The organism is Burkholderia aenigmatica (assembly GCF_048627025.1).
Taxonomy (GTDB): Bacteria; Pseudomonadota; Gammaproteobacteria; order Burkholderiales; family Burkholderiaceae; genus Burkholderia; species Burkholderia aenigmatica.
This window is the reverse complement of record NZ_CP184470.1, coordinates 439,455-465,683: the sequence shown is the minus strand read 5'-3', so window position 1 is coordinate 465,683 and position 26,229 is coordinate 439,455. Positions and strand designations below refer to the sequence as shown.

Genomic DNA, 26,229 nt, shown 5'->3' with positions numbered 1-26,229 from the left:
GCCATGTCACTCAGGCATCGCGAATCGTAGCACGAGCACACGAACAGCGGACGTGAGCCGAACCGAAGGCGGTCAATCGTTTCGTCCGCAACCAGCCGCACGCAGCGTGCGACCGTTTCATCCGATCCTGAGTGGCATTTCAGTGCCCGTCACCGGCGAATCGACGCGGCTGATAAGTCTTCCCGTTCCAGGTAAACCGCGCGGATTTGCCCGACGCGGCCTTGCCCTTCGGACGCACAACGAGATCGTAATGCCCGTTGGTCATGTGAGGGCTGAACGACAGCACGTAGTGAGCCTCCGTCGTGTTTTCCGCAGCGCACGCGTCCTGCTGTGCGTCGCCCGGATTTTTGCCTTTGTCCGCCTTCTCCGCTACACACTCCGCAGCCGCGTCCTTGTCATAGGTCGACCAGTCGGTCATTGCGGTGAAGATGGGTACCACACGAGCATCGGCATAGCGATACAGGCTCAGCATCTCGGTCGAATCGCTATGCGCAGTCGACGTGTAGTTATTGTTGAAGCGAACGCCAAAGGCGGTTTCCTGCGCACTGATTCGGTACGGAATCACGTCCATGGTCAGGGATGGGTTCCACAACAGCGGCGACGTATCGACGTGCTCGCTTCTATCGCTTGCGAGCAGGTGGAACCCTTGCCCGTCACGGGTCAGGACACCCGTCCACAACTCCGCGTCGACGTTCTCGGTCGAGCGCTGTACCAACGCGGCCACGACCCACAGCGGCCCGGACGCCGATGGCCCATGTGCCCACGGCGACAGCGCGACACCCTGGACGCTATCCGACGGTGCCGGATCGTTGCCCATCAAGGTATGCAACGCAGCTTGCTGCTGCTCGTCGTCACTCACGTCGCTCGCGGCAAACGTGCCATGCGCAACCAACGCCAGGGCGAGCGTCAGCACCGTTTGCGCGTAGAAGCGGCGTTTCCTGCCTGTTCGGTCGCCCGCGCATTGCAGCTTCGGGGACGATTCTGCTCCGCACGCTTCCTGCATGCCGCTCAACATGGCTCGTGGACTCCACATGGATACATTTTCCGACCGGATTCAAGGATGGTTACGACATCTTGTATGCAGCCATGCCGGACAAGCGCATCGCCGCTCATTGGCTGGCTGCCCGCCCGGATCTGACGACCCGGCCATTGACCACGCGTATCGCCCAGAAGGTACCCAGGCCGGATTGACGCCGAGCCACCGCGGCAATTCAACTCACGGCGCGTTGGCCAAAGCCAGAATGGCCTTCACCGCATCGTCCTCGATTCCCTTGAGGTCCGACGGGAACCGATTTCTTTGCGGGATCAACACGATGAGCCCCTCGATCTGTGCGGTAACCAGTGCAGCTCGCCGGGCGAGCGCTGCCCGCGACAGCGTCGGGTTGACGGCTTCGATGAATCCGGCGATCACGCCCCGTTGAAACCCGTATCCCTCTTCAAGCATTTTTCGTGCGAATTCCTGGGTCTGGGCCAGTGCCCAGAAATTCGCGAACAGGCTTTGGTTCTTGGGCCGCTTGCTGTCTTCGAGCAAGAGCCTGACCACTTTCTCCAGCCGGCCCTCGGGTGTCAGGGAGGCATCCTCCCGCACGCTCTCGTACGTATTGGCGTACACGTTCCTCGTCTCGGCAAGGATCGCCTCGAAGATGTCTTCGCGGGTGGGGAAATAGTGTTGCAGGTTCGACAGCGTCAATCCCGCTTTTGTCGCGACCTTCCGCATGGTCAGCCCACCGTAGCCCTCGACGACGAAGATCTCGAGCGCACTGGCCATAATTTTGTTCACTGCGTTCTTGCCGCGTTCGGTCAAGACGCGCCCGTTATCGAGAGCCGCCCTCTTCAAGAATTCCTCCTGCTGCGCGATGAGCGAATGCCCGGGCGATGATGCCGGTGACGCGTCGTCGCCGCCGATGCCGGCCGCATACCGACTGCATCGAGCGGGGATATGGGTCGGTCGACCGGATTTTGCAAAACATCGATACCTGACATTGGGTCGTGCCGGTTCCACTGCTGGGGCCGAAAGGCCGAACCAGACGGCGACATTCTACGCAGGTTTGGAAAACCGGGGAGCAGCGCCGGTATCGATTGGCGAGCGTATACAGGACTTGCTCGACACCCGTCGCAAAATGGGTCGAGTGACACATTTCCATCGATACGCCCGAACGCCCTCCACGCCCGGTCTCCCTCTTTGCCACACTCATGACAAAACGTCTATAATTGGACAATCCATCGACCGGCGCACTGAAGCATTCGCCCCCGAGCGCGCCTCGATCCCCTGGCCCCACCTGCCCGGAGCGACATGAGCGACTACCCCGTTTTCGACACGCTTTGCGATCTGCTGAACACGTCCGGCGCGCGGTTCCGCGTGCTGGAGCATCCGGCCGAAGGCAAATCCGACGCGATCGCCGCGCTGCGCGGCACACGCCCCGAACAGGGCGCGAAGGCGATGCTGTGCACGTTCAAGGATGGCGGCGACAGCACCGCGCTCGCAGTGATTCCCGGCCACCTGAAGATCGATTTCCGCAAGGTTGCCGATGCGGTCGGCCGCCGCAAGGCCACACTCGCGTCGCCCGATCTTGCGGCCGCCGTCACGCGCTGCGTGATGGGCGCCGTGCCGCCGTTCGCGTTCGACCCCAGCGTGACGCTCGTCGTCGATCCCGCACTGGTCGAATGCAACGCCGAGATCGCCTTCAACGCGGGCCGCCTCGACCGCTCCGTCGTGCTCGACGCGGCCGACTACGTGCGGATCGCGCAGCCGCTGCTCGCCGACATCACCCGGCCGGAAACCGCGGACGGCGCATAACACGCCGGTTGCCCCGTTCCCGACGCCATCGCATCGATCCGAAACCTGAACGCGAAACCATCATGACGACCACCCGGAAAAAAGCGCTGTCCGAGCAGGCCTCGCTGATCGAACAGGTGCAGCGCATTGCCGAAGGGCTCGGCGCGATGTTCGCGCCGTTCACCGAGGTCGTGGTTCACGACCTGCGCACGCCGAAGCACTCGATTCTCGCGATCCACAACAACCTGTCCGGGCGCGCGGTCGGCGATCCCACGACCGAGCTCGGCCTCGCGCGCATCGCGGACGACGATTTCCCGCAAGTGCTCGCGAACTACCCCAACCGCTTCGCCGACGGCCGCACCGCGAAAAGCACGTCGATCGGCATCAAGGATTCGACCGGCCGCTATGTGGCCGCGCTGTGCCTGAATGCCGACGTCACGCTGTTCCGCGGCTTCCAGGGCATGCTGAACCAGTTCTGCAGCACGGACGGCGAAGCCGTCGCCGAAACGCTCGACCCGGCCGGCGCGGACGCGATCCGGCAACGCATCGACGCATTCGCGATGCGTCTCGCGACGACGCCGCGCGAACTGAAGACCGACCAGCGCCGCGAACTGATGCAGACGCTGAAGGTCGACGGCTTCCTCGAAGTGCGCCGCGCGATGGAGATCGTGTCGCAACATCTCGGCGTCTCGCGCGCGACCGTCTACAACGATGCGAAATGACGCAAGCGCGTGGCACGCGCTGCTTTCCTGCTGAACGATTTCAACGACCATCGGGCAACCCATGAACTCTCCGACTCTCCCCACGTACGACGATGTTGCCGCCGCCGCGGCCCGCGTCGAAGGCCATGCGCACCGCACGCCGGTGATGACGTCGCGGACGATCGACGAAGCGCTCGGCGCGCAGGTGTTCTTCAAGTGCGAGAACCTGCAGCGCATGGGCGCATTCAAGTTCCGCGGCGCGTTCAACGCGCTGTCGCGCTTCGACGCGGAGCAGCGCCGCAACGGCGTCGTCGCGTTCTCGTCCGGCAACCATGCGCAGGCGATCGCGTTGTCGGCGCGCATGCTCGGCATTCCCGCGACGATCGTGATGCCGCAGGATGCGCCGGCCGCGAAGATGGCCGCGACGCGCGGCTACGGCGGCAAGGTCGTGACCTACGACCGCTACACCGAGGATCGCGAGCAGATCGGCCGCGATCTCGCGGCGCAGCACGGGCTCACGCTGATCCCGCCCTACGATCACCCGGACGTGATCGCCGGCCAGGGCACGGCGGCCAAGGAACTGTTCGACGAAGTCGGCCCGCTCGACGCGGTATTCGCGCCGCTCGGCGGCGGCGGGCTGCTGTCGGGCACCGCGCTCGCCACGCGCGCGCTGTCGCCGCACGCGACGCTTTACGGTGTCGAACCGGAAGCCGGCAACGACGGCCAGCAATCGTTCCGTTCCGGCGCGATCGTGCATATCGACACGCCGCGCACGATTGCCGACGGTGCGCAGACGCAGCACCTCGGCAACCTGACGTTCCCGATCATCCGCCGCGACGTCGACGATATCCTGACCGCGACGGACGCGGAACTGGTCGACTGCATGCGCTTCTTCGCGACTCGTATGAAGATTGTGGTCGAGCCGACCGGCTGCCTGTCGTTCGCCGCCGCGCGACGGATGAAGGACGCGCTGCAGGGCAAGCGCGTCGGCGTGGTGATCAGCGGCGGCAACGTCGATCTCGATACCTTCTGCGCGCTGGTATCGGCATCCGCATGAACATCGCGGCGCGCATGAATATTCCGTCATACGCGCCGCACCGTTCCTTCACGCCGCGTTAAGTTTCGCGCCCTAGACTGATTACGTTGTCCCTCAGTCAGTCGTGAAGGAGCCACCATGAAAACGCACGCGATCGTCGCCGCCGCCCTGGCGGCTGCTTCCCTGTCGGCGTTCGCTCAACCGGGCGTGACGTCATCCGGTTTTCCCGCCGCATCGCCCCATGACACCGTCGCGCAGGCGACGCACCGCTCGCCCGCCGCATTGCCGCATGCCGGCTTCGTGCTCGCGAAGATCGATCAGAACAATACGCCCCCCGATCGCGGCGGCGACCCGAGCGGCCGCACGCACACCGGCACGCACATGTGACGGCGCGCCGGGCGCGGCTGCCGCGCCTGGCCCTCAGAACGACGGCAGCGACGGATCGCGGGCGGCGAGGATGTCGTCGGTGCGCCGCTGCAGCGCGCCGTCGATCGTCTCCGGTTGCGGAATCAACCAGTAGCGCCCTGCGCGGATGCCGTCGAACACCCGTTCGGCGAACGCGTCGGGCGTGAGCCCGTGCGCGTTCAGCATCGAGCGCATCGTGTCGACGAAGCCGCGCACCTCGGGCCGGTCGTGCGCCGCGCCGAACGGGTCGTTGAAGATGCCCGACTGCACGGGGCCCGGCGCGAGCAACGACACGCCGACCGGCGCGCCCAGCATCTTCAGTTCTCCGTACAGCGATTCGGTCAGCGCGACCACCGCGAATTTCGTCGCCGAATACGGCGACATCAGCGGGCTCGGCAGGAACCCGCCCACCGATGCGGTATTCACGACACGTGCCGGCACGTTGCGTTCGAGCATCCGCGGCACGAAGCTGCGGATCCCGTTCAGCACGCCGTGCACGTTGATCGCGAAACTGCGCTCGAAGCGTTCCGGCGTGATTTCCCAACTGAAGCCGGTCGCCATCACGCCCGCGTTGTTGAACAGCAGGTCGACGCCGCCGAAGCGCTGCCACGCGGCTTCCGCCAGCGCGTCGACGGCTTCCGGCCGGCTGACGTCGGTCGGCACGCAGAGCACGTCGGTGTCGAGCGTCGCCGCGAATGCGTCGAGCTTCGCCGGGTCGAGATCGGCCAGCACGACGCGCATGCCGAGCCCGGCAGCGTGGCGCGCGAGCCCACTGCCGATGCCGCTGGCCGCGCCGGTGATCACGGCGGTGCCGCCATCGAAGCGAATCGAATTCGTCATATCAATCAGTGTCCTGTCGGGTCGATGTGGGGATGCGCATATGCGGGAATCACCGGCGACGGCAGCACCGTGCGGCCGTCGAGCGAGCGCACCGCGAGCTGCTGCGCGAGCGGGAAATGCAGGCTGTGCGTGACGAGGCCCGTGCGGTCGCGCGCCGGCAGGCTGCACAGCGCGAGCGCGGTTTCGGCGAGATACGCGACGTCCTCGGTCGGATAGCCTTCGGGGATGTAGCGCGCGGCGCCCGGCGTGCGGATCGCCGTGCTCGGCGCGACGAGATTCACCGCGATGCCGTCGGCTTCGAGTTCGGCCGCGAGCCCCTGCGTGAAGCGCGACAGTGCCGCCTTCACCGCCGCATAGACGGTCGCGCCGCCCGCGCGTGAGAAATCGTCGAACGGCCGCAGCGGCGGCAGCGCCGTCACCGAGCCGACGTTCACGATCCAGCCGGCGCCGCGTGCGCGCATCAGCGGGATCGCGGCCTGCGCCAGCGCGAACGGGATGCGCAGATAGTGTTCGACCGTCGTGTCGAACATCGTCATCGGCATCGCGTCGACGCAGGCGTAGTCGGCCACGCCCGCGTTGTTGACGAGGATGTCGAGGCCGCCAGCCGCCTGCGCCGCGCGACCGACGAGCGCATCGCGCTCGGCCGCGTTCGACAGGTCGGCCGCAAGCGCGATCGCGCGGCCGCCGGCCTGCTCGATCAACGCCACCGTTTCGGCGAGCGTGCCGGCGGTTGTGGCCGATTGCGTCAGGCTGCGCGCCGTCACGACGACGGTCGCGCCTTCGGATGCGAGGCGCTGCGCGATCGCGCGGCCAATGCCGCGGCTTGCGCCCGTCACGAGCGCGCACTTGCCGGCCAGTACGCCGGTTCGGGTATCGGTCATCGTTGTCTCCTGTGAGGTGCGTGCGGGCCGCTCAGCGGGCGATATCCGCAACATGAAGCACCAGCTTCGTTCTCGCCTCGCCCGTTTGAACGAGATCGAGTGCGCGGGCCGCCTGTTCGAGCGGAAAACGGTCGAAACGCGGCACGCGCAGTGCGCGCTTGTCGAGCTGCTCCGCGATCCGGGCGAGCGTGCCGCCGCTCGGCATCCGGCTATAGGTCATCGCGGTGCGCAGGCCGCGCCGGGCGGCTTCGGCGGCCGTCGCGGCCAGCCGTTCCGCATCGCCGGCCACGAGCGTCATGATGGTCACCAGCGTGCCGCCCGGTGCCAGCAGGTCGAGCGCATCGGGCAGCGTGTCGCCGCCGACCGCGTCGAGCACGAGGTCGACACCGCCGGGCGCCCATGCGCGCAGCGCCGCGGCGATGTCCTGCTCGCGATAGTCGATGCTGGCCGCCGCGCCCAGCGACTCGACCGTCTCGCGGTTGCGCGCCGAACACGTCGCCGCGACGCGCGCGCCGGCCTGCACCGCGAGCTGGATCGCGAACGTGCCGACCGCGCCCGCGCCGCCGTGCACCAGCACCGTCTGGCCCGCCCGCAGCCCGCCGTCGTCGAACAGGCCGGCCCACGCGGCGAGTGCAGGTGTCGGCACCGTGGCGGCTTCCGCCAGGCTCACCGCGTCGGGCACGCGCACGACCGAATCGTGGCGCACCGCGACGAATTCCGCATACGCGCCCCAGCGCCCCGCGCCGACGTCGGTCTGCGCGAACACGCGCATGCCGGGCGCGAAACCGTCGACGCCGTCGCCGACCGCTTCGACCACGCCCGCCGCGTCGAAGCCGATCACGAACGGAAACGTGTATTGCATGAACGCGCCAAGGTAGCCTTCGCGGCATTTCCAGTCGGCGGGATTGACGCCCGCGTAGGCCACGCGGATCAGCACATCGCCGGGGCCCGGCGTCGGTGCCGGCACGTCGGCCATCCGCAAGGCGTCGGAATGACCGACGCGGTCGATCAACAGGGCTCGCATCTTCGTGTCTCCAGGGTTGTTGTCAGCTTGATGTGTGCTGCGCGTCAGGCCGCCGTCTCGGCCAGCAGGCTCGACGCGAGCGGACAGAACGCATGCGAGATCGCATCGACCGTCCAGTCGGGGCTTTCGGCATCGAACCGGCGATCGACCCAGCCCCAGTGATACGGATGCATCAGGTATTCGCCGAGCAGATCGCCGACGTGCGCGAATTCCTGCTGCCACACGTGCGTCCATGCGCCGGGCGTCACGATCCGGCTCAGGCGCCAGTTGCGGATGCCGGGCATGAACGCGGGCATCCGCAGCAGTTCGCGTTCGAGCGCAGCGATCTGCGCTGCGCTCGCCTGCGGCCGCACGCGCAGCATCAGCGTGCGCCACACGCCGTCGCGCAGCGCCGGTTCGCGCAGGCCGCCGCCGATCGCGCGGCAACTGGCGCCGTCGATGCGCGCTATGCCAGGCAGGTGCGCCAGCGCGGCGAAATCCGCCGTGCCGTCGGCCGCCGCCTCGTCGCGCAGCACGTCGAGCGTGTAGTCGCCCGCGCCCCAGCTGCCGTCCAGATTTCGCGCCAGCACCACGCGTTTCGCGCCCGCCAGTGCGTGCGCGGCTTCGCGCAACGCGCGTTCGATGGCGTCGGCGTCGCGATCCGCCGACACGAATACCTGTGCCGTGTCATGCCGCATGATCGACCTCCTGCAGCGCGGGCAGCGGCGCATCGGCGTCCGTCATCACATGGCGGCGGCGCACGTCGCACAGCGCGTCGACGGCCATCCAGAAGCCGACCACGTCGGCATCCGTCAGCGCACGCATCCGGTAGTAGGCCGACGCGTCGGCCACCTGCCAGGTCAGCCACAGCGTGCTCGGCTGCCCCGGCACCGCGACGGGCGGCGATACCCAGCGGCCGGCCACCGTCAGCCCGCGCGCCGCGTGGCCCGGCAGGTAACGGTCGCGCAGCAGTGCAAGTACGTCGGGAATGCGCTCGGGCGCGAGCGTGATTTCGTCTACGATCTGGATCATTCGCGTGTCGTCCGTGGTCGTTCGTTACAGGGATGCGCGCCGGCCTACGCCGTTTCGGCGAGGCCGAAGGCAGTCGGCGTGGATAGCATTCTTGCGTGGTGACGGTTCCCGGACCCCTATCGACCCGCTCACCCACCCCTGTCGCAACGCTCAGATCGGGAAACTCATGAAACAGCGCGCCATGCCGGCCCGAGGCCGCGTCCTGCCGGGCCTCGGCGCGCGCCTGTTGAGCGAACTCACGCGCAGCGGCGCGCCGCCGGCCGACCGCGACGCACCGCCGCCGCAACCGGCGACGACGTCGGGCGATTTCATCGCGCTGTACCGCGACGCGATCGAACGGCTCGAAGCGCAGGTCGCGCGCGGCGATGGCCATCCGCCGATGCGCAAGCGCGAAGTCGACCTGATGTGCCGCTGCTTGCTGAGCTGCGCGACGCTGGCCGACGCGATCCGCTGCGCGCGCGAATTCTGCGAGATGCTGACGCCGCGCGCCGGCGCGCTATCGCTCGCGGTGCGCGACGGGCGCGCGACGTTCCGGATGGATTCGCTGCGCCGCACGCGCAGTCCGGCCGCGTGCCTCGTCGACCTGACCGGGTTGTTCTGCTATCTGCAGCTGTTCGGCTGGCTGATCGGGCAGCCGTTGCGGCCGATCGACGTGTGGCTCGGCCATCCGCGCCGCGACGACGCGATGCCGCTGCTCGGGCTGTTCAATGCGCCGGTCGAGGTCGGCCGCAAAACCTATGGCTTCGCATTCGATGCGGCGCGGCTCGAATGCCGTGTGATCCGGCAGCCGGCCGAACTCGACGCATTTCTCGTCGATTTTCCGTTTCGTCTGATTGATGCGGCGCCAGCCGTCGTGTCGTGGGCGCAGCAAGTGCGCGGTTTTCTCGATGCCGCGCTCGCGCATGAGCAGGCGTTGCCGGCGCTCGCCGAGCTGGCCGCATGGCTCGGCGTCAGCGAGGCAACGCTGCGGCGGCGGCTGGTGGCCGAAGGAAGTGGTTATCACGCGCTGCGGGAGCAGTGTCTCGCCGAGGCCGCGCAACGCTGGCTGCGCGAGTCGGACTGGGCGGTCGCGCGGATCGCCGCCCATCTCGGGTTCGGCGGCGAGGAAGCGTTCCGCCGCGCGTTCGTCCGGTGGACGGGTATCGCGCCGAGCCGGTTCAGGCGCGATTGCACGGCTGCGTCTCCTCCCGTTTCGTCAGACATGAAACGCAGCACCGACGCATAAAAGAAAGGATTTCGAAAGTTTTTGCGCGGTAATGACGTTTTTTCGCATCCCCGCGCGGCCGGACAATTGACGCGCCGGAGCGCACGCCATTACCCTTGCGCGCTGATGGTTCCCAGGGATGGGATCAAAAGGGAACGCAGGAGAGGCAACGCCTCGAATCTGCGGCTGCCCCCGCAACTGTGAGCGGCGAATCCGTGCCACTGCATGCCACTGGGAAACCGGGAAGGCCGGCACGAATGACGACCCGCGAGCCAGGAGACCTGCCATCGACCCGAGGTCCAAGCAGCCGCACCGGGCGGGGTGTCCCGGCGCGCCCGGCACCGCCGTTGGCGGTCGCCCGTTGCATGGACGGCCCGACCTCAGGATCCGCCCGATGTCCACCGTTACCGCATCCGCTTCCGCGCCGGAAGCGTCGCGCCGGCACGCCGCCGGCATGCACGGCCCGCACGCACGCGCGTGCCGTTCCATCTCGATCGCGCCCGCCGGCATGCGCCGCGCCGATGCCCGCAGCGACGGCGCACTGGGCTCGGTCCCGCGATCACCCGATCACCGATAACAAGACCGGCGCTGCCCGCCGCTCACGATCGACGCACGCGCAGCCCGACAACAACGACAGCCTCATGAAGATTCGACACCTCCTTGCCACGTCCGCCGCGACCGCGCTCCTGTCGCCCCTCGCCCACGCCGCCGGCGACACCGCGACTTCGCAACCGGCCCCGGCCGCCGAAGGCACCGACCTGCCGACGATCAACGTGACCGACACGCGGCGACTGCCCGAATCGTTCGACCAGCGCTATGCGACGACCCAGGTGCTCACGCGTACCGATCTCGACCGGCTGTCGCCGAGCGACCCGAGCATCACGCAAGCGCTCGCGACACTGCCCGGCGTGACCGTCTCGCAGAACGGCGGCCCGGGTTCGTCCGCGTCGGTCAGCATCCGCGGCTCGTCGGCCAGCCAGGTCGCCGTGTTCATCGACGGCATCCGGATCGGCTCGTCGACCACCGGCATCGCGCCGTGGTCGGACCTGCCGACCGAAGCGTTCGAACGTGTCGAAGTGATTTCGGGGCCGGCCGCCGCGTCGTTCGGTGCCAACGCGATGGGCGGCGTCGTGCAGCTCTTCACGCGCCGCGCCGGCAGCCAGCCGAACCAGACCACCGTGTCGTTCGGCGGCGGGTCGAACAAGACGTTCGACACGCAGCTCCGCACGTCGGGCACGGTGCCGTCGACCGGGCCGCTCGCCGCGCTCGGCGGGCTCACCTACTCGCTCGGCCTGCACTCGTACAACACGGCCGGCATCGATGCGACGCGGCCGTTCGCGTACGGCCATGAGGACGGCCGCAACCCGTACCACGCGCAGGATCTCGATGCGCGCCTCGGCTACGCGCGCGACAACTGGTCGATCTCGACGTTCGCGCTGTATCACCGCTCCGATCTGTCCTACGACAACAGCGGCTATGCGAACCGCCAGCTCGATCATCAGCTGACGACCGGTATCGCGTTCCACCTCGATATCACGCCGGACACGCAGTTCGACCAGTCCTTCGGTTATTCGAACGATCGCCAGTTCCTCTATGCAAGCGATCCGACCATCCCGACCGACCAGATCAATTCGCAGCGCATCAGCACGTCGACGTCGTTGACGCATCAGGAGCGCGGGTTCCATCTGTTCGGGCTGCCGCTGTCGGGCGAGACCAAGCTCGCGTACGACTTCACGCGCGAGCAGGCGTTCCTGCCGGTCGACGTTCCGAACGGCGTGCCGACGCGCAACGATTCCGCGTTCTCGCTGCACCAGTCCGCGACGCTCGGCAGCGTGACGATGTTCCTCGCGGGGCGTCATGAAATCATCGCCGGGCAGTCGGTGAATACGGGGAACGCGGCGCTGTCGTGGGCGATCACGCCGGTGTACACGGCGCGCGTGTCGTACGGCAATGCGTTCCGGCTGCCGACCTTCAACGATCTGTATTACCCCGGCTACGGCAATCCGAATCTCAGCCCGGAACGCAACACGTCGGTCGAGGCTGCGGTCGATGCGAACACGTCGTACGGCACGTTCACGGCGGCGATCTACGACACGCGGGTCACCAACCTGATCGCGTACAACCCGGCGACGTTCTCGCCGATGAACATCGGTCGCGCGCATATTCGCGGGATCGACCTGTCGTACAAGGGGACGATCGGCCGCTCGACGCCAGTGAGCGTCGCGGTCGGGATCCTGAATCCGCAGGACGAGACCAACAACTCGTGGCTCAACCGCCGGCCGCGCCAGACGGTCAGCCTGAACATCGACCACACGTGGGACGAACTGCATCTGCATGCGTTGAGCACGGGGGCGTCGCTGCTTTACGGCGGGACGACGTTCGACGATCCGGCGAACTCGACCTATCTGCCGTCGTATCTGACGGTGGGGCTGCGTGCCTCGTATCGGATCAATTCGCACCTGACCGTGTCGGCGACGGTGTCGAATCTGTTCGATCGGCAGTACATGACCGCGTATGGGTACAACACGCTTGGGCGGACGGCGTTCGGGAAGGTGAGTTATACGTTCTGATCGGGGATGGGAGGCCTTGGTGCGGCGTGCGGCGGGGCCTCCCATTTGAACGCTGTGTCCGGCGCCAGCGGATGCGTGACAGTGAAGCGTGAAATGGCCGATCGTCGCCGCCGAGCAGCCGTTCACAAGACAATGCGACAAACGGCCAAATCGGCTCCGCGGCCTAGGTGTGGCACATGCAAAGCTCGAACTCGTGTCCGTCGGGGCTGCACAGGACGATGCTTTTCATCGACTCGACTTTCAATCCGTCCACCACAACGGAGGCCCCGTTTTCTGTTGCCCGCTTCACGAATTCGTGTAGCGCGTTTTCTTCGAACTCAAAGACGGGAACCGAGCCGCTGCCTTTGAACTCGTCGCCAAAGTCGTTTAGCAGGAGGCCCAGACGATTTGTGCCGAGCATGAATTCAGTCCACTTCCCGGACTGCTTGACCGGTTCATATCCGAGAAGTCGTTGCCAAAAGGAAATGGCCCGCTCCATATCATTTACCTTCAAATAGACGGTTCGAAGCTTCATGACGTGTCCCCGAGATGGATACGCACGGAATGTATCAGACGCCAATATGATTGGCTTACAACAGCGTCCACACCGGCTTCATCAAGTGGTTGGCGCTTGACCGCCACTCGCGCAAATCCCCGACAGTCGCCAAGTGCAGCCACACGATCCGCTTCGACCGGAAGCGTGTCATCCATTGGCGGCACAGCATGCGCCCCACGCTCATCCCCGCTCGTGGGATTATGATGGCCCGATCGGCAGCCACGGAGGCCGCCTCCCGCGCTTCCCCGATGCCTATTCCGTCACGCAACACGCGATCTCGAGCGCGGCGACTGGAGTGAACCATGGATCAAGGCGAAGACTTCATCGTGCGCACCATGTCGGCCGACGAGGTAGCCATGTCGGTCGAATGGGCGGCGGCAGAAGGCTGGAACCCCGGCCTGCACGATTCACCCTGTTTCAGGAACGCGGATCCGGCCGGGTTCTTCGTCGGCGTCTGGCGCGGCGAGCCGATTGCGTGCCTCGCCGCTGTCGCCTACGACGAACGCTTTGGCTTCATCGGTCTCTACATCGTGAAACCCGGATTCCGCGGCCAAGGCTTCGGCATCCGAATCTGGCAGCACGGCATGCGTTACCTCGGCGTCCGCAACATCGGGCTCGATGGTGTCCTGGCCCAGCAGGCGAACTACAGGAAGTCCGGGTTCGAGCTCGCGTACCGCAATATCCGCTACGAGGGGCGGGTGGGCGGCATCGGTTGCGCGCACGTGGTGGCAGCGGCCGACGTGCCGTTCGAGCAGTTGCTCGCCTACGATCGCCAGTGCTTTCCCGCGGCGCGCGAGCGTTTCGTCTCCGCGTGGATCGCGCAGCCGGATGCGGTTGCGCTCGCGACGCTCGACGCCGGCCGTGTCGCCGGATACGGTGTCGTGCGCCGCTGCAAGACCGGCTGCAAGATCGGCCCGCTGTTCGCCGATGACGCGGGCGTGGCCACCGGGCTGTTTCGCGCGCTGGCGGCACACATGCCCGGCGAGATCATCGTGCTCGACGTGCCGGAAACGAACCCGGCGGCCGTCGCGCTGGCGGAGCGGCACGGCATGACGAGCGTCTTCGAAACCGCACGGATGTACACGAACGACGCACCGGCGATTGCGCTCGATCGCGTGTTCGGGGTCACGTCGTTCGAGCTGGGGTGATCGTCACGAAAACTGAACCTGTCGAGCGTCAACCCATGAACGGCAAACCACACAAGAACGACATCAGCATCGGTCCGGATCGCTGGATCGAATTCGGCGACCTGATGGGCGAGCAGGCGCAGGCGGTCGCGATCGATCCCTGTCTGGCCGGGATCATGCCGTTGCTCGATGCACTGGAGACGGACTGCGTCGCCGAATGCTGCGGCATCGACGCGTTCGTTTTCTGGCCGGACGAGATCGCGGGTGCGGTGGGCACGCGGGATCGCGCAGCGCTGGCGCAACTCGCCGACGATCTGCTGACGGTTCAGCGTTCGATCGACGCGTTGCCGTCCGATCTCGTCGTCAGCACACGAATGAACCAGTATTTTCGGAAAGCGGTCATGCTCGAGTTGCTCGCGCATCTCCGGACGACGGTCGACGCCATCCGGTCGCAACGCGCTGCGCGCGATGCGTCGACCTAGATGACACCGCGCATGCCCGCGACGACCTGAATCACGCCGAATCCCGCGATGACCGCGGCCGACACGCGCGACAGCCCGTGCATGAACGCGAACGACATCTTCGTGCGCAGCGCGGCGGTCGCGCTGCTCAGGCACAGCCACCACGTCGCGGAACCGATGAACACACCGGCGACCATCAGCGCCACGGCCGATCCCATCGCCCCTTCCCGCGCCCCCGACAGCGGGCCGAGCGCCGCGAAAATCCCGACGAACGACAGGATCGTCATCGGGTTCGACAGCGTCAGGCCGAACGTCGTCACGAAATCACGCAGGACGGACGTGCGCGGCAGGTCGCGTTGCAGCGTCGACACGGCCGGCGCCTGACGCGCGATGGTCCACGCCAGCCACACGAGGAACGCGCCGCCGCCGATTTTCAACCCGACGGTCAGCATCGGGAAGGCCGTGACGATACCCGCGATGCCGAGCGCACCGAGCAAGCCGTAGATCGCGTCGGCGCACGCGGCGCCGACGCCTGTTGCGAATCCCGCCTGAAAGCCGCGGCTCAGGCTGCGCTGGATGCACAGCATGCCGATCGGGCCGACCGGCACCGCGATCGACAGCCCCATCACGACGGATTTGATGAACAGCATCGCCTGCTCCTTGCGACATGTAATGTGTTGAACAGGCATCGTAGGGAAAGTCCGGTCATCGCTGAATGCGGTTTTTAAGGAAAAATGGCTACTCCACCTTAAAAATTCCCGCCGCAATGGACGATCTGGACTGGAAGGTAGTGGCGCTGTTGCAGGCCAACGGCCGTATCAGCTATACGGAGCTGGCGCGCCAGGTGCACCTGTCGGTGCCGGCGGTGACGGAACGCGTGAAGCGTCTCGAGGCGGCCGGTGTCGTCGAGGGCTACACGGCCCGGATCAATCCTGCCGGAGCCGGCTATCCGGTCAGCGCGCTGATCGGCATCACGGTGCAGCAACCGGCGAAAGCAAAATTCCTCCGGTTGCTGGAGACGATTCCCGAAGTCGTCGAATGTCATCACGTGACGGGCGCGGACTCGTACATGATGCGGCTCGTCGCGATCAGCATGTCCCATCTCGAGCAACTGATCGAACGCATCAACCTGTACGGCGAAACACGCACGTCGATCGTGATGTCGACGCCGCTGCCCGCGCGCGGTTTGGCGCGGCCACCGTCGCAGCGCGACATCACGCGCGATTGACGCATCGACAGGCCCAGCTCGCTTTCAGCGCGATCATCCCGACAAGCAGCTATCGTGCCATTACGATCGGCATCCACGACGACTTCATCGACCCGGAAGGCCGTCGCGCCCCGATGGCCTTCCGGGGCGCGACGCTGGGCCTCCGGCTTCAACCTCACATCGGCGACCAAGCCTTGCGTCCCGGGTAACGCACGCGTAACGCGGGCCCTGCGTTACGTAGCATCGCGCGGCAACGCAGTCCCCAACGCCAGCGCCGATGAGTCATACTCGCCGCACCACTGGTGCCCCGATTCCCGGAGAGGACAGACGATGAACACCCCGCCTGAAGTGCTGAAAGCCGCCGACATTGCAGCGATGGAACCGGAACACTCCGTCCATCCGTTGAACGGCAATGCCGTCCGCCTGAAGCGGTCGCTTGGCGACGCAACCGGGCTGACACAACTCGGCTTCCATCTGATGACCTTGATGCCCGGACGAGAATCCACCGAATACCACCGGCATCTCTACGCGGAAGAATGCGTCTATATCCTGTCGGGAACCGGCGAAGCAGTCGTCGATGGCCACACCTATGCGATCGGCCCGGGCGACTTCATGGGATTTCCGCGCGGCGGCACCGCGCACACGATGCTGAATACCGGCGATCTGCCGCTGGTCTATCTCGTGGCGGGCGACCGTCCGGAACACGACGTGTGCGACTATCCGAAGCTCGGCAAGCGGCTGTACAAGGCGGGCGCCGACAAGGTCTTCGTGGATCTCGGCACGCCTCCTGCGTGACGCACGCATCGCTCGATGCACGACCGGCCAAAGCCTGGCATCACCCGGCACACGGCGATCCCCTGCCCCCGCGCCACCTTGCCCGTCACGGCCGCTTCACGAGCTTCACGATCACAAGCTCACCCTTGACGCTTTCCACCCGAATCCTGACCTTGTCGCCCACACGAAGCGGCCGAAGCATGGCTGCGTCGGCACCCTTGAACGCCATCGTCATCGGCGGCATCCCGACGTTGTCGAGTGCGCCGTGCTTCAAGGTCACCACGCCGCGGCCGGCGTCGATCTCCTCGACCTCGGCATCGGTCAGCGCCGAATCCGGCGCCGACCTCTTCGCGGCTCCCATGTTCATGTCGGACATGTCACCGCCCGCGAACACCGGCATCGCAACGACCACCATTGCCAACAATACGGCGGCGGACTGCAAGCAGGTTCTCATCGACACGCTCCCGTCGGGCCGGGCACGCTGTCGCGACAGGCGCAGGCGCCCGTCACACGATCAGCGTCACCCCGGCCCACGCAATCAGGACGACGCCCAGCGCACGCCCGATACGTTCGCCGCAGGGCAGGATCTTTTCCGCGAACACGATCAACGACAGCGCCGCGATCCACACGACATTCATCACGCCGCCGACGAACAGCAACGCCATCAGCAACCAGCAGCAGCCGACGCAATACAGGCCGTGCCGCACGCCGAGCAGGAAACTGCCCGCGACGCCCGGTCGCCAGTGCGCGACCAGGAACCCGGCCGGCGCCCGGCATTGCCGCAGGCACGCGCGTTTCAGCGGTGAGAACTGATAGAGCCCGGCCAGCGCCAGCACGATCGCGGAAAGGACGGCGCTCTTCGACCACAGCATCATCGCGGAGATCAGCCCGGCCGGCTGCAGCATCGCCTGGAGCAGCGCCGCGCCGATCGAGAAGCCGAGCCACGCAGCCAGGTAACCGCCCAGCAGCGACACCGACGTGAACGCCGAACCCGCCCCGTCCGCGCCACGTTGCCGCAGCACACGCCGGTACAGCATCACGAGCGGCGCCGCGCTGGGCGTCATCATCGCGATCATCATCACCCACCACATCACGATCACGGTCGGCAGCGACGGATCCATGCTGCCCATGACGTTCGCCAGGCGATGCGGAAAGAGCGCGACGGTGGTCATCTCCAGCGCCGACATGCCGGTGCCCGCCCCGGTCCACAGGTAGAACCAGCACAGGCCGACGAGCGCCGCCATGCCGAGCAGCGTGATGACGCGCTCGCGCGCGAGCCAGTGACCGACGGGAATCATGCCGCGACGCGATGCCGGATCAACCCGTGGTTGTTCAGGTGCAGCCGCGCGAACTGCGCATAGGTGCCGTCGAGCGTCAGCGGAATATGGCCTTGCGAGCGCGACGTGCCCGAACCGATCTCGGCCAGTTCGTATTCGAAACCGTTCGGCAGGTCGATCCGCGCGCGATGCTCGGCGCCCGTCACCGGATTGCGGATCGGGTCGCCCGCGACGTCGAACACGCCGTCGACGTGGATCCGGCCACGCCGCGCGTCGACATCGACGTCGAAATCGATCTTCGTGAAGATCGGATCGAACGCCTGCTCGAGCGTCGACGCGAATACCGAGAACATCGTCGCAAACGGATCGGTATCCTGACCGGTCATGATCTTCAGCACCGCGTCGCGCTGCGCCGCGCTGGCGCGCTCGTCGACGATCGGCTGGCACCGGCCGCCGCCCTCGTGGATCGCCCCCGGCCACTCGAACACGACCGCGATCCGGACGCCGTCGAGCACCACGTCGCCGTAGTGGCCGCTGTCGATCGAAATCGCACCCATCGCTGCGCAATTGCCGTTGGTCGGCAGCGCATTGAACTGACAGGGACAACCGTATGAGCAATTGCAATTGATCAATTCGATGCCCTGAATCTCCCACGGCGTCATGACTCCACCTCGCGCTCGGTGACACGTGAACGCTTCGAATCTAGTGCACGCCAAAGGGGAAATCAAAGCCGCGATGGCGGCCCGAATCGACGCGTGAAAACCGTGTTTTCAGCGCTCATGCAAGACGCTTCGACAGGATTGCGCCGGGCCGCGCCGGCGCGCGGCGGCTCGGCCGAATCTCGCACGGTTCTCACACGACCAGCGACGCGACGATCGCACACCACAACGCACTTGCGCCGCACAGAAACACGCGCCGCGCGACGAACATCCGCGACTCGTCGTCGGGTGTCTTCATCGGCGATGTGGCGAGAAACGGCACGCTGACGAGGCACGCGAACCCGGCCAGCGCCGGCAGGATCACGACGTAGTCGCCGAACCGCCACGGCAGCGGCTCGTGCCACCCCCAGTAGCCGAGAAACAGCATGCCCATCGAAAACATCGTCGCGGCGGCCGAACTGAGCGCGACCACCGAACCCGTCGGAAATTGCATGGGAGCCTCCCCGCGCGCAGCGTGCGCGACGCCGGATCATTATCCCGGTACGGAAGGAAAAAAGCACAACGACAGCCGATGGCGGCGGATGGCGGGTGATGGGTGGCGAGGCGCGTGCCGGCGTCTGCACCGACCAGCGCGTCGACAGACCGGAACCCGATCCCGTTGGCCGGTTGCCCCTGCGGCGCGGGGATCCGGCTGCGGCACTGACGATTGCGGCGATGCCGCACGGACGATCGTTGTCACGGATTGACAGCGATCGGTTTTGCGTGAAAGAAGCGCCAGCCTTTCAACCTGGCTTCTTCGCGGCCTGCACGACGGCAATCCAGCCGACCACCGCCGCGGCGACCCAGCAGCACGCGATCATCAGATCGAGATCCATCCAGCCTTCGAAATTCGCGCTGTTTTCGAAACTGCAGCGCTGATGGCCCCTGACCCACACGCAACCACTGATGAACTGCTGGATGTGCATGTAAACGCTGTAGACGGCAAATGCCGACGCAATGACTGTGAGCCGCAAACGAACGTTCTTTTTCATGTGACGCGAATGCCGATGGGAAAGCCTGTGCCGATCTTACGGCAACGGCAACCTGCCCGGCAATCCGTCGCATCCAGACCCGCCCGGATGCCCGCTCACCCGTCGACCGGCCTGATCGTCCTCAGGCAGTCCGCCGCCAGTTGCTGATAGATCCGCGTGCCGTTCGCCTTCGCATCGATCTCCGCGTCGCTCAGCCGCCGCACGACACGCCCCGGCATGCCCGCGAGCAGCACGCCGCGCGGTACGTCGTAGCCGGCCTTCACGAACGCGCACGCGGCAACGATCGTCGTCGCGCCGATCGTCGCGCCGTCCATCACGACCGCGTTCATCCCGATCATCGTGTCGGGTTCGAGCGTCGCCCCATGCACGATCGCGCCGTGGCCGATGTGGCTGTTCACGCCGAGCCGGCACGTCTCGCCGATCCCGACGTGCAACACGCAGCCGTCCTGCACGTTGCTGCCGTCTTCGACGACGATCGCGCCGAAGTCGCCGCGCAGGCTCGCATGCGGGCCGATGTAGCAGCGCGCGCCGATCGTCACGTCGCCGATCACGACCGCGCTTGGATCGACATACGCGGACGGATCGACGCGCGGCCGCATCCCGTTGAATTCGAACAGCGGCATCGGTCAGAGCGCCGCGACCGCTTCTGGCACGAGCGTGAACAGGTCGCCGACCACACCGTAGTCGGCCACGCTGAAGATCGGCGCCTCCGGATCCTTGTTGATCGCGACGATCACCTTCGAATCCTTCATCCCGGCCAGATGCTGGATTGCCCCCGAGATGCCGACCGCGACGTACAGCTGCGGGGCGACGATCTTGCCGGTCTGGCCGACCTGGTAGTCGTTCGGCACGTAGCCGGCGTCGACCGCTGCGCGCGACGCGCCCAGTGCGGCATGCAGCTTGTCGGCCAGCGGCTCCAGCACCTTCGTATAGTTCTCGCCGCTGCCCAGCCCGCGGCCGCCCGACACGACGATGCTCGCGCTCGTCAGTTCCGGACGGTCCAGCTTCGTCACTTCACGGCTCACGAACTGCGACTTGCCGGCATCGAACGCAGCTTCAACCTTCTCGACCGTTGCGCTGCCACCTTCCGCCGCCACCGGATCGAAACCCGTCGCGCGCACCGTGATCACCTTGACCGGATCGCTCGACTGCACCGTCGCGATCGCGTTGCCCGCGTAGATCGGGCGCTCGAACGTATCGGCCGAAATTACGGCCGTGATCTCGGAGATCTGTGCGACATCCAGCTTCGCGGCAATGCGCGGCGCGATGTCCTTGCCGTAGGCCGTGGCCGGCGCAACGATGTGCGAGTAGCGCTTCGCGACGGTCATCACCGTCGCTTCGACGTTCTCGGCCAGACCGTCGGCCAGCTGCGGCGCATCGGCCAGCAGCACCTTCGACACACCCGCGATCTTCGCTGCCGCATCGGCCGCCGCCTGCGCGTCGTGTCCTGCGACGAGCACGTGAACGTCGCCGCCGCCCGCTGCATCGAGCGCCTGTGCGGCAGCGACGGCATTCAGCGTTGCCGCCTTGATCGACGCGTTGCCGTGTTCCGCAATCACCAGAATCGTCATGTCCTTGCGTTCCCTGTTACAGCACCTTGGCTTCGGTCTTCAGCTTCCCGACCAGCGTCTGCACGTCCGGCACCTTCACGCCGGCCGCGCGCTTCGGCGGCTCGTTCACGTTGAGCACCTTCAGACGCGGTGTCACGTCCACGCCGAGCTCGTCGGGCTTCACGATTTCGAGCGGCTTCTTCTTCGCCTTCATGATGTTCGGCAGCGTCACGTAGCGCGGCTCGTTCAGGCGCAGATCCGTGGTGATGACTGCGGGCAATTGAAGCGACAGCGTTTCAGCGCCGCCGTCGACTTCGCGTGCGACCGTCGCACGACCATCCGCCACCACCACCTTCGATGCGAACGTCGCCTGCGGCAAACCCGCCAACGCAGCCAGCATCTGCCCGGTCTGGTTCGAATCGTCGTCGATCGCCTGCTTGCCGAGGATCACCAGGTGCGGCTGCTCCTTGTCGACCAGCGCCTTCAGCACCTTCGCGACACCGAGCGGCTCGACGCCTTCATTCGATTCGACGAGGATCGCGCGATCCGCGCCGATCGCGAGCGCCGTGCGCAGCGTTTCCTGCGCCTGCGCGACGCCGACCGACACGGCCACCACTTCGGTCACGATGCCGGCCTCCTTCAACCGCACGGCTTCCTCCACCGCGATCTCGTCGAACGGGTTCATCGACATCTTCACGTTCGCGATGTCGACGCCCGTCCGGTCGGATTTCACGCCGACCTTCACGTTCGCGTCGACCACGCGTTTCACTGCCACGAGCGCTTTCAACTGCCTGTCTCCTGTTCCGTTGCGTGCGCCGCGTTGCGTCAGCGCGCGGTAAACCCGCCGTCGATCACGAGCTCCGCGCCCGTCACGTAACGGCCGGCCGGCGACACGAGATACAGGATCCCGGCCGCGATGTCGCGCGGGCTGCCGATCTTCGCCATCGGCACATTCGTCTGCATGTACTCGAACGCACGATCGGGATCCTGCCCCATCTGGCGGAACGCTTCCTCGAGCATCGGCGTGCGGATATAGCCGGGATGCACCGAGTTCGCCCGAATGTTCTTCGCCGCGTACAGCATCGCGTCGACCTTCGCCATCATCCGTACCGCGGCCTTCGATGCGTGATACGCGGGCACGTCGGGCCCGCCGACGATCCCGTACATCGACGACAGGTTCACGATCGAGCCGCCGCCGGCCGCGTCGATATGCGGAATCGCCGCACGCGTGCACAGGAACACGCCGTTGACGTTCACGTCCAGCACGCGCTGCCATTGCGCAAGCGTGAGTTCGTGCGTCGGCACGTTGTGGCCTTCGATGCCCGCGTTGTTCACGAGCACGTCCAGGCGCCCGAAGCGCGTGACGATCTCGCCGAACACGCGCGCCACGTCGGCCTCGTGCGTCACGTCGAGCGACCAGAACGCGGCCTGGCCGCCCTGCGCGCGGATTTCCTCGACCAGCGCTTCGGCCGGTTGCGACAGCACGTCGAGAATCGCGACGCTCGCGCCGGCGGCGGCCAGCGTGCGTGCGGTCTCCGCGCCGATGCCGCGCGCGCCGCCGGTGATCGCGGCGACCTTGCCGCGCAGGTCGAACAGGTCTTCGATAAGCTTCATGTCGTCTCCATGTATTTGTTCAGACGCGCCGGCCCGCATCGGGGCCGATCGTCAAGGGCATCCGGCGTTATCGCGTATTCCGCGTCGCAAGAAAATCGAGGCATTCCCGATTGAAATAGTCGGCGTGCTCCACCATCACCCAGTGGCCGCACCGGTTCATCAGCACGAAGCGCGCATCGCGGCAGCGTTCGAGGAACTTCAGCGCGCCGCCGACCGGATTGAAGCGGTCGTCCGTGCCCCAGAAACCGAGCACCGGGGTACGCAAGTCGCCGAGCGCGTCGGTCAGGTTCGGCACGCTCATCGTCGACAGCACTTCGGTCGGCTGTTCGACGCACACCTTCATCCGCTCGGCGACGAGCGCGTCGGTGACGATCGCCGGATCGTGCACGAGCAGCGTCAGCAGTTCGCGCATCGTGTCGTCATTCATCTGGCGATTCGTGAACAGCTTCACCATCCGCTGGATGCCTTCCATCCGGAAATAGGTGTCGCGATCCTCCACCCCGCCGGGCGCCATCATGATCAGCCCGTCGACTTCGTCCGGGTAGTCGAGTGCGTACTTGAGCGCAATCGCGCCGCCGAGCGAGTTGCCGAGCAGCACGGCCGGCCCGATTCCAAGCGCGTTCAGTTGCGCATGCAGCGCGCCGACGAAGAAATCGAGCGTATAGGCGACGTCGGATGGCTTCGACGACTGCCCGTAGCCGGGCAGGTCGACGACGATCGCGCGATAGCCGGCCGCCGCGAACGCGGGCACGTTGTGCTTGAAGTTGCTGAAACCGCTGGCGCCCGGGCCGCTGCCGTGGATGAACACCACGGGCCGGCCGCCGCCCGCCTCGTAGTGGTGCAGGCGCAGGCCGCCCGGCACGTCGGTGAAGATGCCGGCCGGCGGCGTCGTGGGGATCGTCATCGCGGGTTGTCTCCTTCGTCGTTCGATGGATGCCTGCCACGATGATTGCGCCGCCGGCGCCTGCCGGCATCATCCTTTCAGACTACGAAGCCGCGCGCGCTTCTTCCTATCATCGGCCCACCGAAACGGAGGCAACGATGAACGGATTCGACTACAGCGGCAAGACGGTGCTCGTGACGGGCGGCACCAAGGGCATCGGGCGGCGCATCGCCGAACGGTTTCTCGCGGCGGGCGCGCGCGTGTTCGTCTGCGGACGCAGCGCGCCCGACACGCCGCCTTCTGCCAGCGGCCGCACGGCGGCGTTCGTCGCGGCCGATCTGCGCGACATCGAACAGGTCGACGCGATGCTCGCGACGATCCGCGATGCGGCAGGCGGCCTCGACGTGCTCGTCAACAACGCGGGCGGCTCGCCGTTCGCGCTCGCGGCCGATGCATCGCCGCGCTTCACCGAATCGATCGTGCGACTGAACCTGATCGCGCCGCTTCAACTCGCGCAGCGCGTGAACGCAATCATGCAGCCGCAGCCGGCAGGCGGCGTGATGCTGTTCATCGCGAGCGTCAGCGCGTCGCGTCCGTCGCCCGGCACGGCCGCGTACGGCGCCGCGAAAGCGGGCCTCGTCAACGCGGTCACGTCGCTCGCGGTCGAGTGGGCGCCGCGCGTGCGCGTCTGCGCGATCAGCCCGAGCCTCGTGCAGACCGAATCGGCCACCGAAGGCCACTACGGCGACGACGCCGCGCTCGACGCGATCCGCGCGACGATTCCCGCCGGACGGCTCGCGACACCCGACGACGTCGCCGCCGCGTGCCTGTTTCTCGCATCGCCCGACGCGTCGTACACATCCGGCGCGAACCTGCGGCTCGACGGCGGCGGCGAGCGGCCCGCGTTCCTGCGGGCGGCGCAAGCGGCCGCGCGCTGATGCGTGCATTCCCGACGGTGCGGTGCGAATCGTTGCCAGTCCTAGGGAAGTCATCTAGTTCATTTTGACGATTCCCTGCTACCGCGATCTCCCTACTCTGCCTCTCACGACAACACACACAGTCGACCGTCGTCGATACCCCCAAGAGGAGACACCATGCATCAACGGATTTCGCGCCGTACCGACAAGCGGGCAACCGCCACGCTGTCGACGCTGGCCGCCGCGTTGCTGACGTGCGCCGTTCCCAGCGCGCACGCCGGCAGCACGATCGAGCTGGGCGCCGACACGACGCTGGACTACACGTTCACGCTCAGTTACGGCCTCGGCATGCGCACCCGCGCACCGAGCGGCAATCTCCTCACGCCGGCGAACATCAACGGCGACGACGGCGACCGCAACTTCGCGAAGAACAAGCTGATCGAGAACCAGGTCAGCCTGCTCGGCGAAGTGAACCTGAAGCACGACGACTGGGGGGTGTTCGTCCGCGCGGATACGTTCTACGACCAGGCCTATCACCGCCCGAACTACAACGATGCGCCGGGCACCGTGAACCACTCGGGCCAGTACAACGACTTCACGAGCGACGCACGCTACTGGTCGGGCGGCCACACGACGCTGCTCGCCGCGTATGCGTACAACACGTTCCACATCGGCTCGACGAGCCTGAACGTGAAGGTCGGCGACCAGGTCGTCGCATGGGGCGAAAGCCTGTTCTTCCCGAACATCGCGGGCGCACAGGGGCCGTCCGACGCAACCAAGTCGTACATGGCCGGCGCCGAGGTGAAGGACATCCTGCTGCCCGTGCCGCAGATCTCGACGCAGTGGCAGATCACGCCGAGCTTCAGCCTGCTCGCCTACTACCAGTTCTCGTTCCAGCAGAACCGGCTGACCGCGCCCGGCACGTACTGGAGCTACTCCGACGTCACCGGCCCCGGCGCGCAGTACATCATCGGCCCGGGCGGGATGGTGATTCCGCGCGGCCCCGACGAGAAGCCGAGCGCACGCAACCAGTGGGGGATCGGCGCGCGCTTCCGCGTGCTCGGCGACACCGAGCTCGGCCTGTACCACCTGCACTACAACGACATGAACCCGAGCGTCGTCACGACGTACTTCCCGACGCTCCAATACCAGCAGACCTATTTCAGCAACATCAAGCTGACCGGCGCGAGCTTCTCGACGCAGGTCGGCCCGGTGAACGTCGCGGGCGAAGTGTCGTACCGGCAAGGCGCGGCGGTGCTCGTCAACACGCCCACCGGCCCGCAGTCGACGCGCGCCAACGTGCTGCAGACCAACCTGTCCGGCATCTACTCGATCGGGCCGAGCTTCCTCGCGAACTCGCAGTCGCTGACCGGCGAACTCACGTACGTACACGCGGGCAGTATCTCGGCGCTCGACGGCTCGACCACGCTCGCGAATTCGCGCAACGCGCTCGCGATGGAGGTCGCGTGGACGCTCAGCTACAAGAACGTGTTCAACGGCTGGGATCTCGACGTGCCGCTGACCTACGCACACGACCTGACGGGCACGTCGCCGCTGGCCGGCGCGCTCGGCTCGCTGACGGGCCAGGGCGACCACCGCGTGACCGCCGGCGTGACCTTCACGCGCCTGAGCAACCTGCAGCTGTCGCTCGTCTACGCGAAGTTCCTCGGTTCGCCGAATCCGGCCACGCGGCCGCTCGCCGATCGCGACTACGTGCTCGCCACGGCGACCTACCACTTCTGAGCG

General features: G+C 66.5%; 31 protein-coding genes and 1 riboswitch. Of the genes, 12 read left to right on the top strand and 19 right to left on the bottom strand.

Annotated elements, in window-relative coordinates:
- Positions 1–139: 139 nt before the first annotated feature.
- Both ACN8ZM_RS34485 and ACN8ZM_RS34480 read right to left on the bottom strand, forming a co-directional pair.
- Positions 140–1,015 (bottom strand): hypothetical protein, encoded by an 876-nt coding sequence (locus tag ACN8ZM_RS34485; protein ID WP_420213247.1) that lies wholly within the window; start codon positions 1,013–1,015, stop codon positions 140–142.
- 201 nt (positions 1,016–1,216) lie between these two features.
- Positions 1,217–1,837, bottom strand: coding sequence for a TetR/AcrR family transcriptional regulator (locus ACN8ZM_RS34480; RefSeq protein WP_205824390.1), 621 nt, complete (start codon positions 1,835–1,837; stop codon positions 1,217–1,219).
- A gap of 456 nt (positions 1,838–2,293) precedes the next feature.
- Between ACN8ZM_RS34480 and ACN8ZM_RS34475 the strand changes: the two genes are divergently transcribed.
- From ACN8ZM_RS34475 to ACN8ZM_RS34460, 4 genes are all read left to right on the top strand, one after another.
- Positions 2,294–2,797, top strand: a complete 504-nt coding sequence (locus ACN8ZM_RS34475) for a YbaK/prolyl-tRNA synthetase associated domain-containing protein (RefSeq protein WP_043186675.1) — start codon at positions 2,294–2,296, stop codon at positions 2,795–2,797.
- Between the two features lie 62 nt (positions 2,798–2,859).
- Positions 2,860–3,498, top strand: a complete 639-nt coding sequence (locus ACN8ZM_RS34470) for a helix-turn-helix transcriptional regulator (protein ID WP_420213246.1) — start codon at positions 2,860–2,862, stop codon at positions 3,496–3,498.
- A 61-nt stretch (positions 3,499–3,559) separates the two neighbouring features.
- Entirely contained in the window at positions 3,560–4,534 is a 975-nt protein-coding gene (locus tag ACN8ZM_RS34465) for a threo-3-hydroxy-L-aspartate ammonia-lyase (RefSeq protein WP_420213245.1), read from the top strand.
- A 117-nt stretch (positions 4,535–4,651) separates the two neighbouring features.
- Positions 4,652–4,900 carry a hypothetical protein gene (locus ACN8ZM_RS34460; RefSeq protein ID WP_043186668.1) on the top strand — a complete coding sequence of 83 codons (249 nt, stop codon included), beginning with the start codon at positions 4,652–4,654 and terminating at the stop codon, positions 4,898–4,900.
- A 33-nt stretch (positions 4,901–4,933) separates the two neighbouring features.
- Here ACN8ZM_RS34460 and ACN8ZM_RS34455 read toward each other — a convergent pair whose 3' ends face one another.
- Genes ACN8ZM_RS34455 through ACN8ZM_RS34435 form a run of 5 tightly spaced genes read right to left on the bottom strand, consistent with a single transcriptional unit; the run spans position 4,934 to position 8,674 of the window.
- Complete coding sequence (locus ACN8ZM_RS34455; protein ID WP_043186665.1) at positions 4,934–5,758, bottom strand: SDR family NAD(P)-dependent oxidoreductase; 825 nt, start codon at positions 5,756–5,758, stop codon at positions 4,934–4,936.
- A 5-nt stretch (positions 5,759–5,763) separates the two neighbouring features.
- The gene (locus ACN8ZM_RS34450; RefSeq protein WP_420213244.1) at positions 5,764–6,639 is read right to left on the bottom strand and encodes an SDR family NAD(P)-dependent oxidoreductase; all 876 of its coding nucleotides are present in this window, start codon (positions 6,637–6,639) and stop codon (positions 5,764–5,766) included.
- 31 nt (positions 6,640–6,670) lie between these two features.
- A complete protein-coding gene (locus tag ACN8ZM_RS34445; protein WP_420213243.1) occupies positions 6,671–7,663 on the bottom strand; it encodes an NADP-dependent oxidoreductase in 993 nt (330 codons plus the stop codon).
- 44 nt (positions 7,664–7,707) lie between these two features.
- Positions 7,708–8,340, bottom strand: coding sequence for a Dabb family protein (locus ACN8ZM_RS34440; protein WP_420213242.1), 633 nt, complete (start codon positions 8,338–8,340; stop codon positions 7,708–7,710).
- A complete protein-coding gene (locus tag ACN8ZM_RS34435) occupies positions 8,330–8,674 on the bottom strand; it encodes a hypothetical protein (RefSeq protein ID WP_420213241.1) in 345 nt (114 codons plus the stop codon). The genes ACN8ZM_RS34440 and ACN8ZM_RS34435 overlap by 11 nt, the downstream gene beginning before the upstream one ends.
- Positions 8,675–8,840: 166 nt before the next feature.
- On the opposite strand from ACN8ZM_RS34435, the gene ACN8ZM_RS34430 reads away from it, so the two are divergent.
- Both ACN8ZM_RS34430 and ACN8ZM_RS34425 read left to right on the top strand, forming a co-directional pair.
- The gene (locus tag ACN8ZM_RS34430) at positions 8,841–9,899 is read left to right on the top strand and encodes a helix-turn-helix transcriptional regulator (RefSeq protein WP_301767697.1); all 1,059 of its coding nucleotides are present in this window, start codon (positions 8,841–8,843) and stop codon (positions 9,897–9,899) included.
- Positions 9,900–9,988: 89 nt separating this feature from the next.
- Positions 9,989–10,182: riboswitch (cobalamin riboswitch) on the top strand.
- Between the two features lie 337 nt (positions 10,183–10,519).
- Positions 10,520–12,448 (top strand): TonB-dependent receptor domain-containing protein, encoded by a 1,929-nt coding sequence (locus tag ACN8ZM_RS34425; protein WP_420213240.1) that lies wholly within the window; start codon positions 10,520–10,522, stop codon positions 12,446–12,448.
- 163 nt (positions 12,449–12,611) lie between these two features.
- Here the strand turns inward: ACN8ZM_RS34425 and ACN8ZM_RS34420 are convergent, their stop codons facing one another.
- Positions 12,612–12,962 carry a VOC family protein gene (locus tag ACN8ZM_RS34420; protein ID WP_420213239.1) on the bottom strand — a complete coding sequence of 117 codons (351 nt, stop codon included), beginning with the start codon at positions 12,960–12,962 and terminating at the stop codon, positions 12,612–12,614.
- Positions 12,963–13,285: 323 nt separating this feature from the next.
- On the opposite strand from ACN8ZM_RS34420, the gene ACN8ZM_RS34415 reads away from it, so the two are divergent.
- Together ACN8ZM_RS34415 and ACN8ZM_RS34410 are read left to right on the top strand one after the other, a co-directional pair.
- The gene (locus tag ACN8ZM_RS34415; protein WP_420213238.1) at positions 13,286–14,131 is read left to right on the top strand and encodes a GNAT family N-acetyltransferase; all 846 of its coding nucleotides are present in this window, start codon (positions 13,286–13,288) and stop codon (positions 14,129–14,131) included.
- 35 nt (positions 14,132–14,166) lie between these two features.
- On the top strand, positions 14,167–14,592 hold the full coding sequence (locus ACN8ZM_RS34410; RefSeq protein WP_420213237.1) for a DUF6331 family protein: 426 nt from the start codon (positions 14,167–14,169) through the stop codon (positions 14,590–14,592).
- On the opposite strand, the gene ACN8ZM_RS34405 is transcribed toward ACN8ZM_RS34410, so the two are convergent.
- Complete coding sequence (locus ACN8ZM_RS34405) at positions 14,589–15,221, bottom strand: LysE family translocator (RefSeq protein WP_420213236.1); 633 nt, start codon at positions 15,219–15,221, stop codon at positions 14,589–14,591. The two genes, ACN8ZM_RS34410 and ACN8ZM_RS34405, sit on opposite strands and share 4 nt — an antisense overlap.
- 116 nt (positions 15,222–15,337) lie before the next feature.
- Between ACN8ZM_RS34405 and ACN8ZM_RS34400 the strand changes: the two genes are divergently transcribed.
- Together ACN8ZM_RS34400 and ACN8ZM_RS34395 are read left to right on the top strand one after the other, a co-directional pair.
- Positions 15,338–15,799, top strand: coding sequence for an Lrp/AsnC family transcriptional regulator (locus ACN8ZM_RS34400; RefSeq protein ID WP_420213340.1), 462 nt, complete (start codon positions 15,338–15,340; stop codon positions 15,797–15,799).
- Between the two features lie 309 nt (positions 15,800–16,108).
- Positions 16,109–16,573 carry a cupin domain-containing protein gene (locus tag ACN8ZM_RS34395; protein ID WP_301767705.1) on the top strand — a complete coding sequence of 155 codons (465 nt, stop codon included), beginning with the start codon at positions 16,109–16,111 and terminating at the stop codon, positions 16,571–16,573.
- A gap of 85 nt (positions 16,574–16,658) precedes the next feature.
- On the opposite strand, the gene ACN8ZM_RS34390 is transcribed toward ACN8ZM_RS34395, so the two are convergent.
- From ACN8ZM_RS34390 to ACN8ZM_RS34345, 10 genes are all read right to left on the bottom strand, one after another.
- Complete coding sequence (locus ACN8ZM_RS34390) at positions 16,659–17,006, bottom strand: copper-binding protein (protein WP_420213339.1); 348 nt, start codon at positions 17,004–17,006, stop codon at positions 16,659–16,661.
- A 52-nt stretch (positions 17,007–17,058) separates the two neighbouring features.
- Positions 17,059–17,850 carry a DUF2182 domain-containing protein gene (locus ACN8ZM_RS34385; RefSeq protein WP_420213235.1) on the bottom strand — a complete coding sequence of 264 codons (792 nt, stop codon included), beginning with the start codon at positions 17,848–17,850 and terminating at the stop codon, positions 17,059–17,061.
- Positions 17,847–18,491 (bottom strand): DUF1326 domain-containing protein, encoded by a 645-nt coding sequence (locus ACN8ZM_RS34380; RefSeq protein ID WP_420213234.1) that lies wholly within the window; start codon positions 18,489–18,491, stop codon positions 17,847–17,849. The genes ACN8ZM_RS34385 and ACN8ZM_RS34380 overlap by 4 nt, the downstream gene beginning before the upstream one ends.
- Positions 18,492–18,681: 190 nt before the next feature.
- Entirely contained in the window at positions 18,682–18,981 is a 300-nt protein-coding gene (locus ACN8ZM_RS34375) for a hypothetical protein (RefSeq protein WP_043186617.1), read from the bottom strand.
- 289 nt (positions 18,982–19,270) lie between these two features.
- On the bottom strand, positions 19,271–19,519 hold the full coding sequence (locus ACN8ZM_RS34370) for a hypothetical protein (protein ID WP_043186615.1): 249 nt from the start codon (positions 19,517–19,519) through the stop codon (positions 19,271–19,273).
- 95 nt (positions 19,520–19,614) lie between these two features.
- The gene (locus tag ACN8ZM_RS34365) at positions 19,615–20,142 is read right to left on the bottom strand and encodes a transferase hexapeptide repeat family protein (RefSeq protein WP_205823282.1); all 528 of its coding nucleotides are present in this window, start codon (positions 20,140–20,142) and stop codon (positions 19,615–19,617) included.
- Positions 20,143–20,145: 3 nt separating this feature from the next.
- Entirely contained in the window at positions 20,146–21,090 is a 945-nt protein-coding gene (locus tag ACN8ZM_RS34360; protein ID WP_420213233.1) for an electron transfer flavoprotein subunit alpha/FixB family protein, read from the bottom strand.
- A 16-nt stretch (positions 21,091–21,106) separates the two neighbouring features.
- Positions 21,107–21,856 (bottom strand): electron transfer flavoprotein subunit beta/FixA family protein, encoded by a 750-nt coding sequence (locus ACN8ZM_RS34355; protein WP_420213232.1) that lies wholly within the window; start codon positions 21,854–21,856, stop codon positions 21,107–21,109.
- A gap of 38 nt (positions 21,857–21,894) precedes the next feature.
- The gene (locus ACN8ZM_RS34350) at positions 21,895–22,683 is read right to left on the bottom strand and encodes an SDR family NAD(P)-dependent oxidoreductase (RefSeq protein WP_420213231.1); all 789 of its coding nucleotides are present in this window, start codon (positions 22,681–22,683) and stop codon (positions 21,895–21,897) included.
- 67 nt (positions 22,684–22,750) lie between these two features.
- Positions 22,751–23,587: an alpha/beta fold hydrolase gene (locus ACN8ZM_RS34345; RefSeq protein WP_420213230.1), complete on the bottom strand. Its 837-nt coding sequence runs from the start codon at positions 23,585–23,587 to the stop codon at positions 22,751–22,753.
- Positions 23,588–23,724: 137 nt separating this feature from the next.
- Between ACN8ZM_RS34345 and ACN8ZM_RS34340 the strand changes: the two genes are divergently transcribed.
- Both ACN8ZM_RS34340 and ACN8ZM_RS34335 read left to right on the top strand, forming a co-directional pair.
- Positions 23,725–24,504, top strand: coding sequence for an SDR family oxidoreductase (locus tag ACN8ZM_RS34340; protein WP_420213229.1), 780 nt, complete (start codon positions 23,725–23,727; stop codon positions 24,502–24,504).
- A gap of 156 nt (positions 24,505–24,660) precedes the next feature.
- Positions 24,661–26,226 (top strand): DUF1302 domain-containing protein, encoded by a 1,566-nt coding sequence (locus ACN8ZM_RS34335; protein WP_175023297.1) that lies wholly within the window; start codon positions 24,661–24,663, stop codon positions 26,224–26,226.
- Positions 26,227–26,229: the final 3 nt, after the last annotated feature.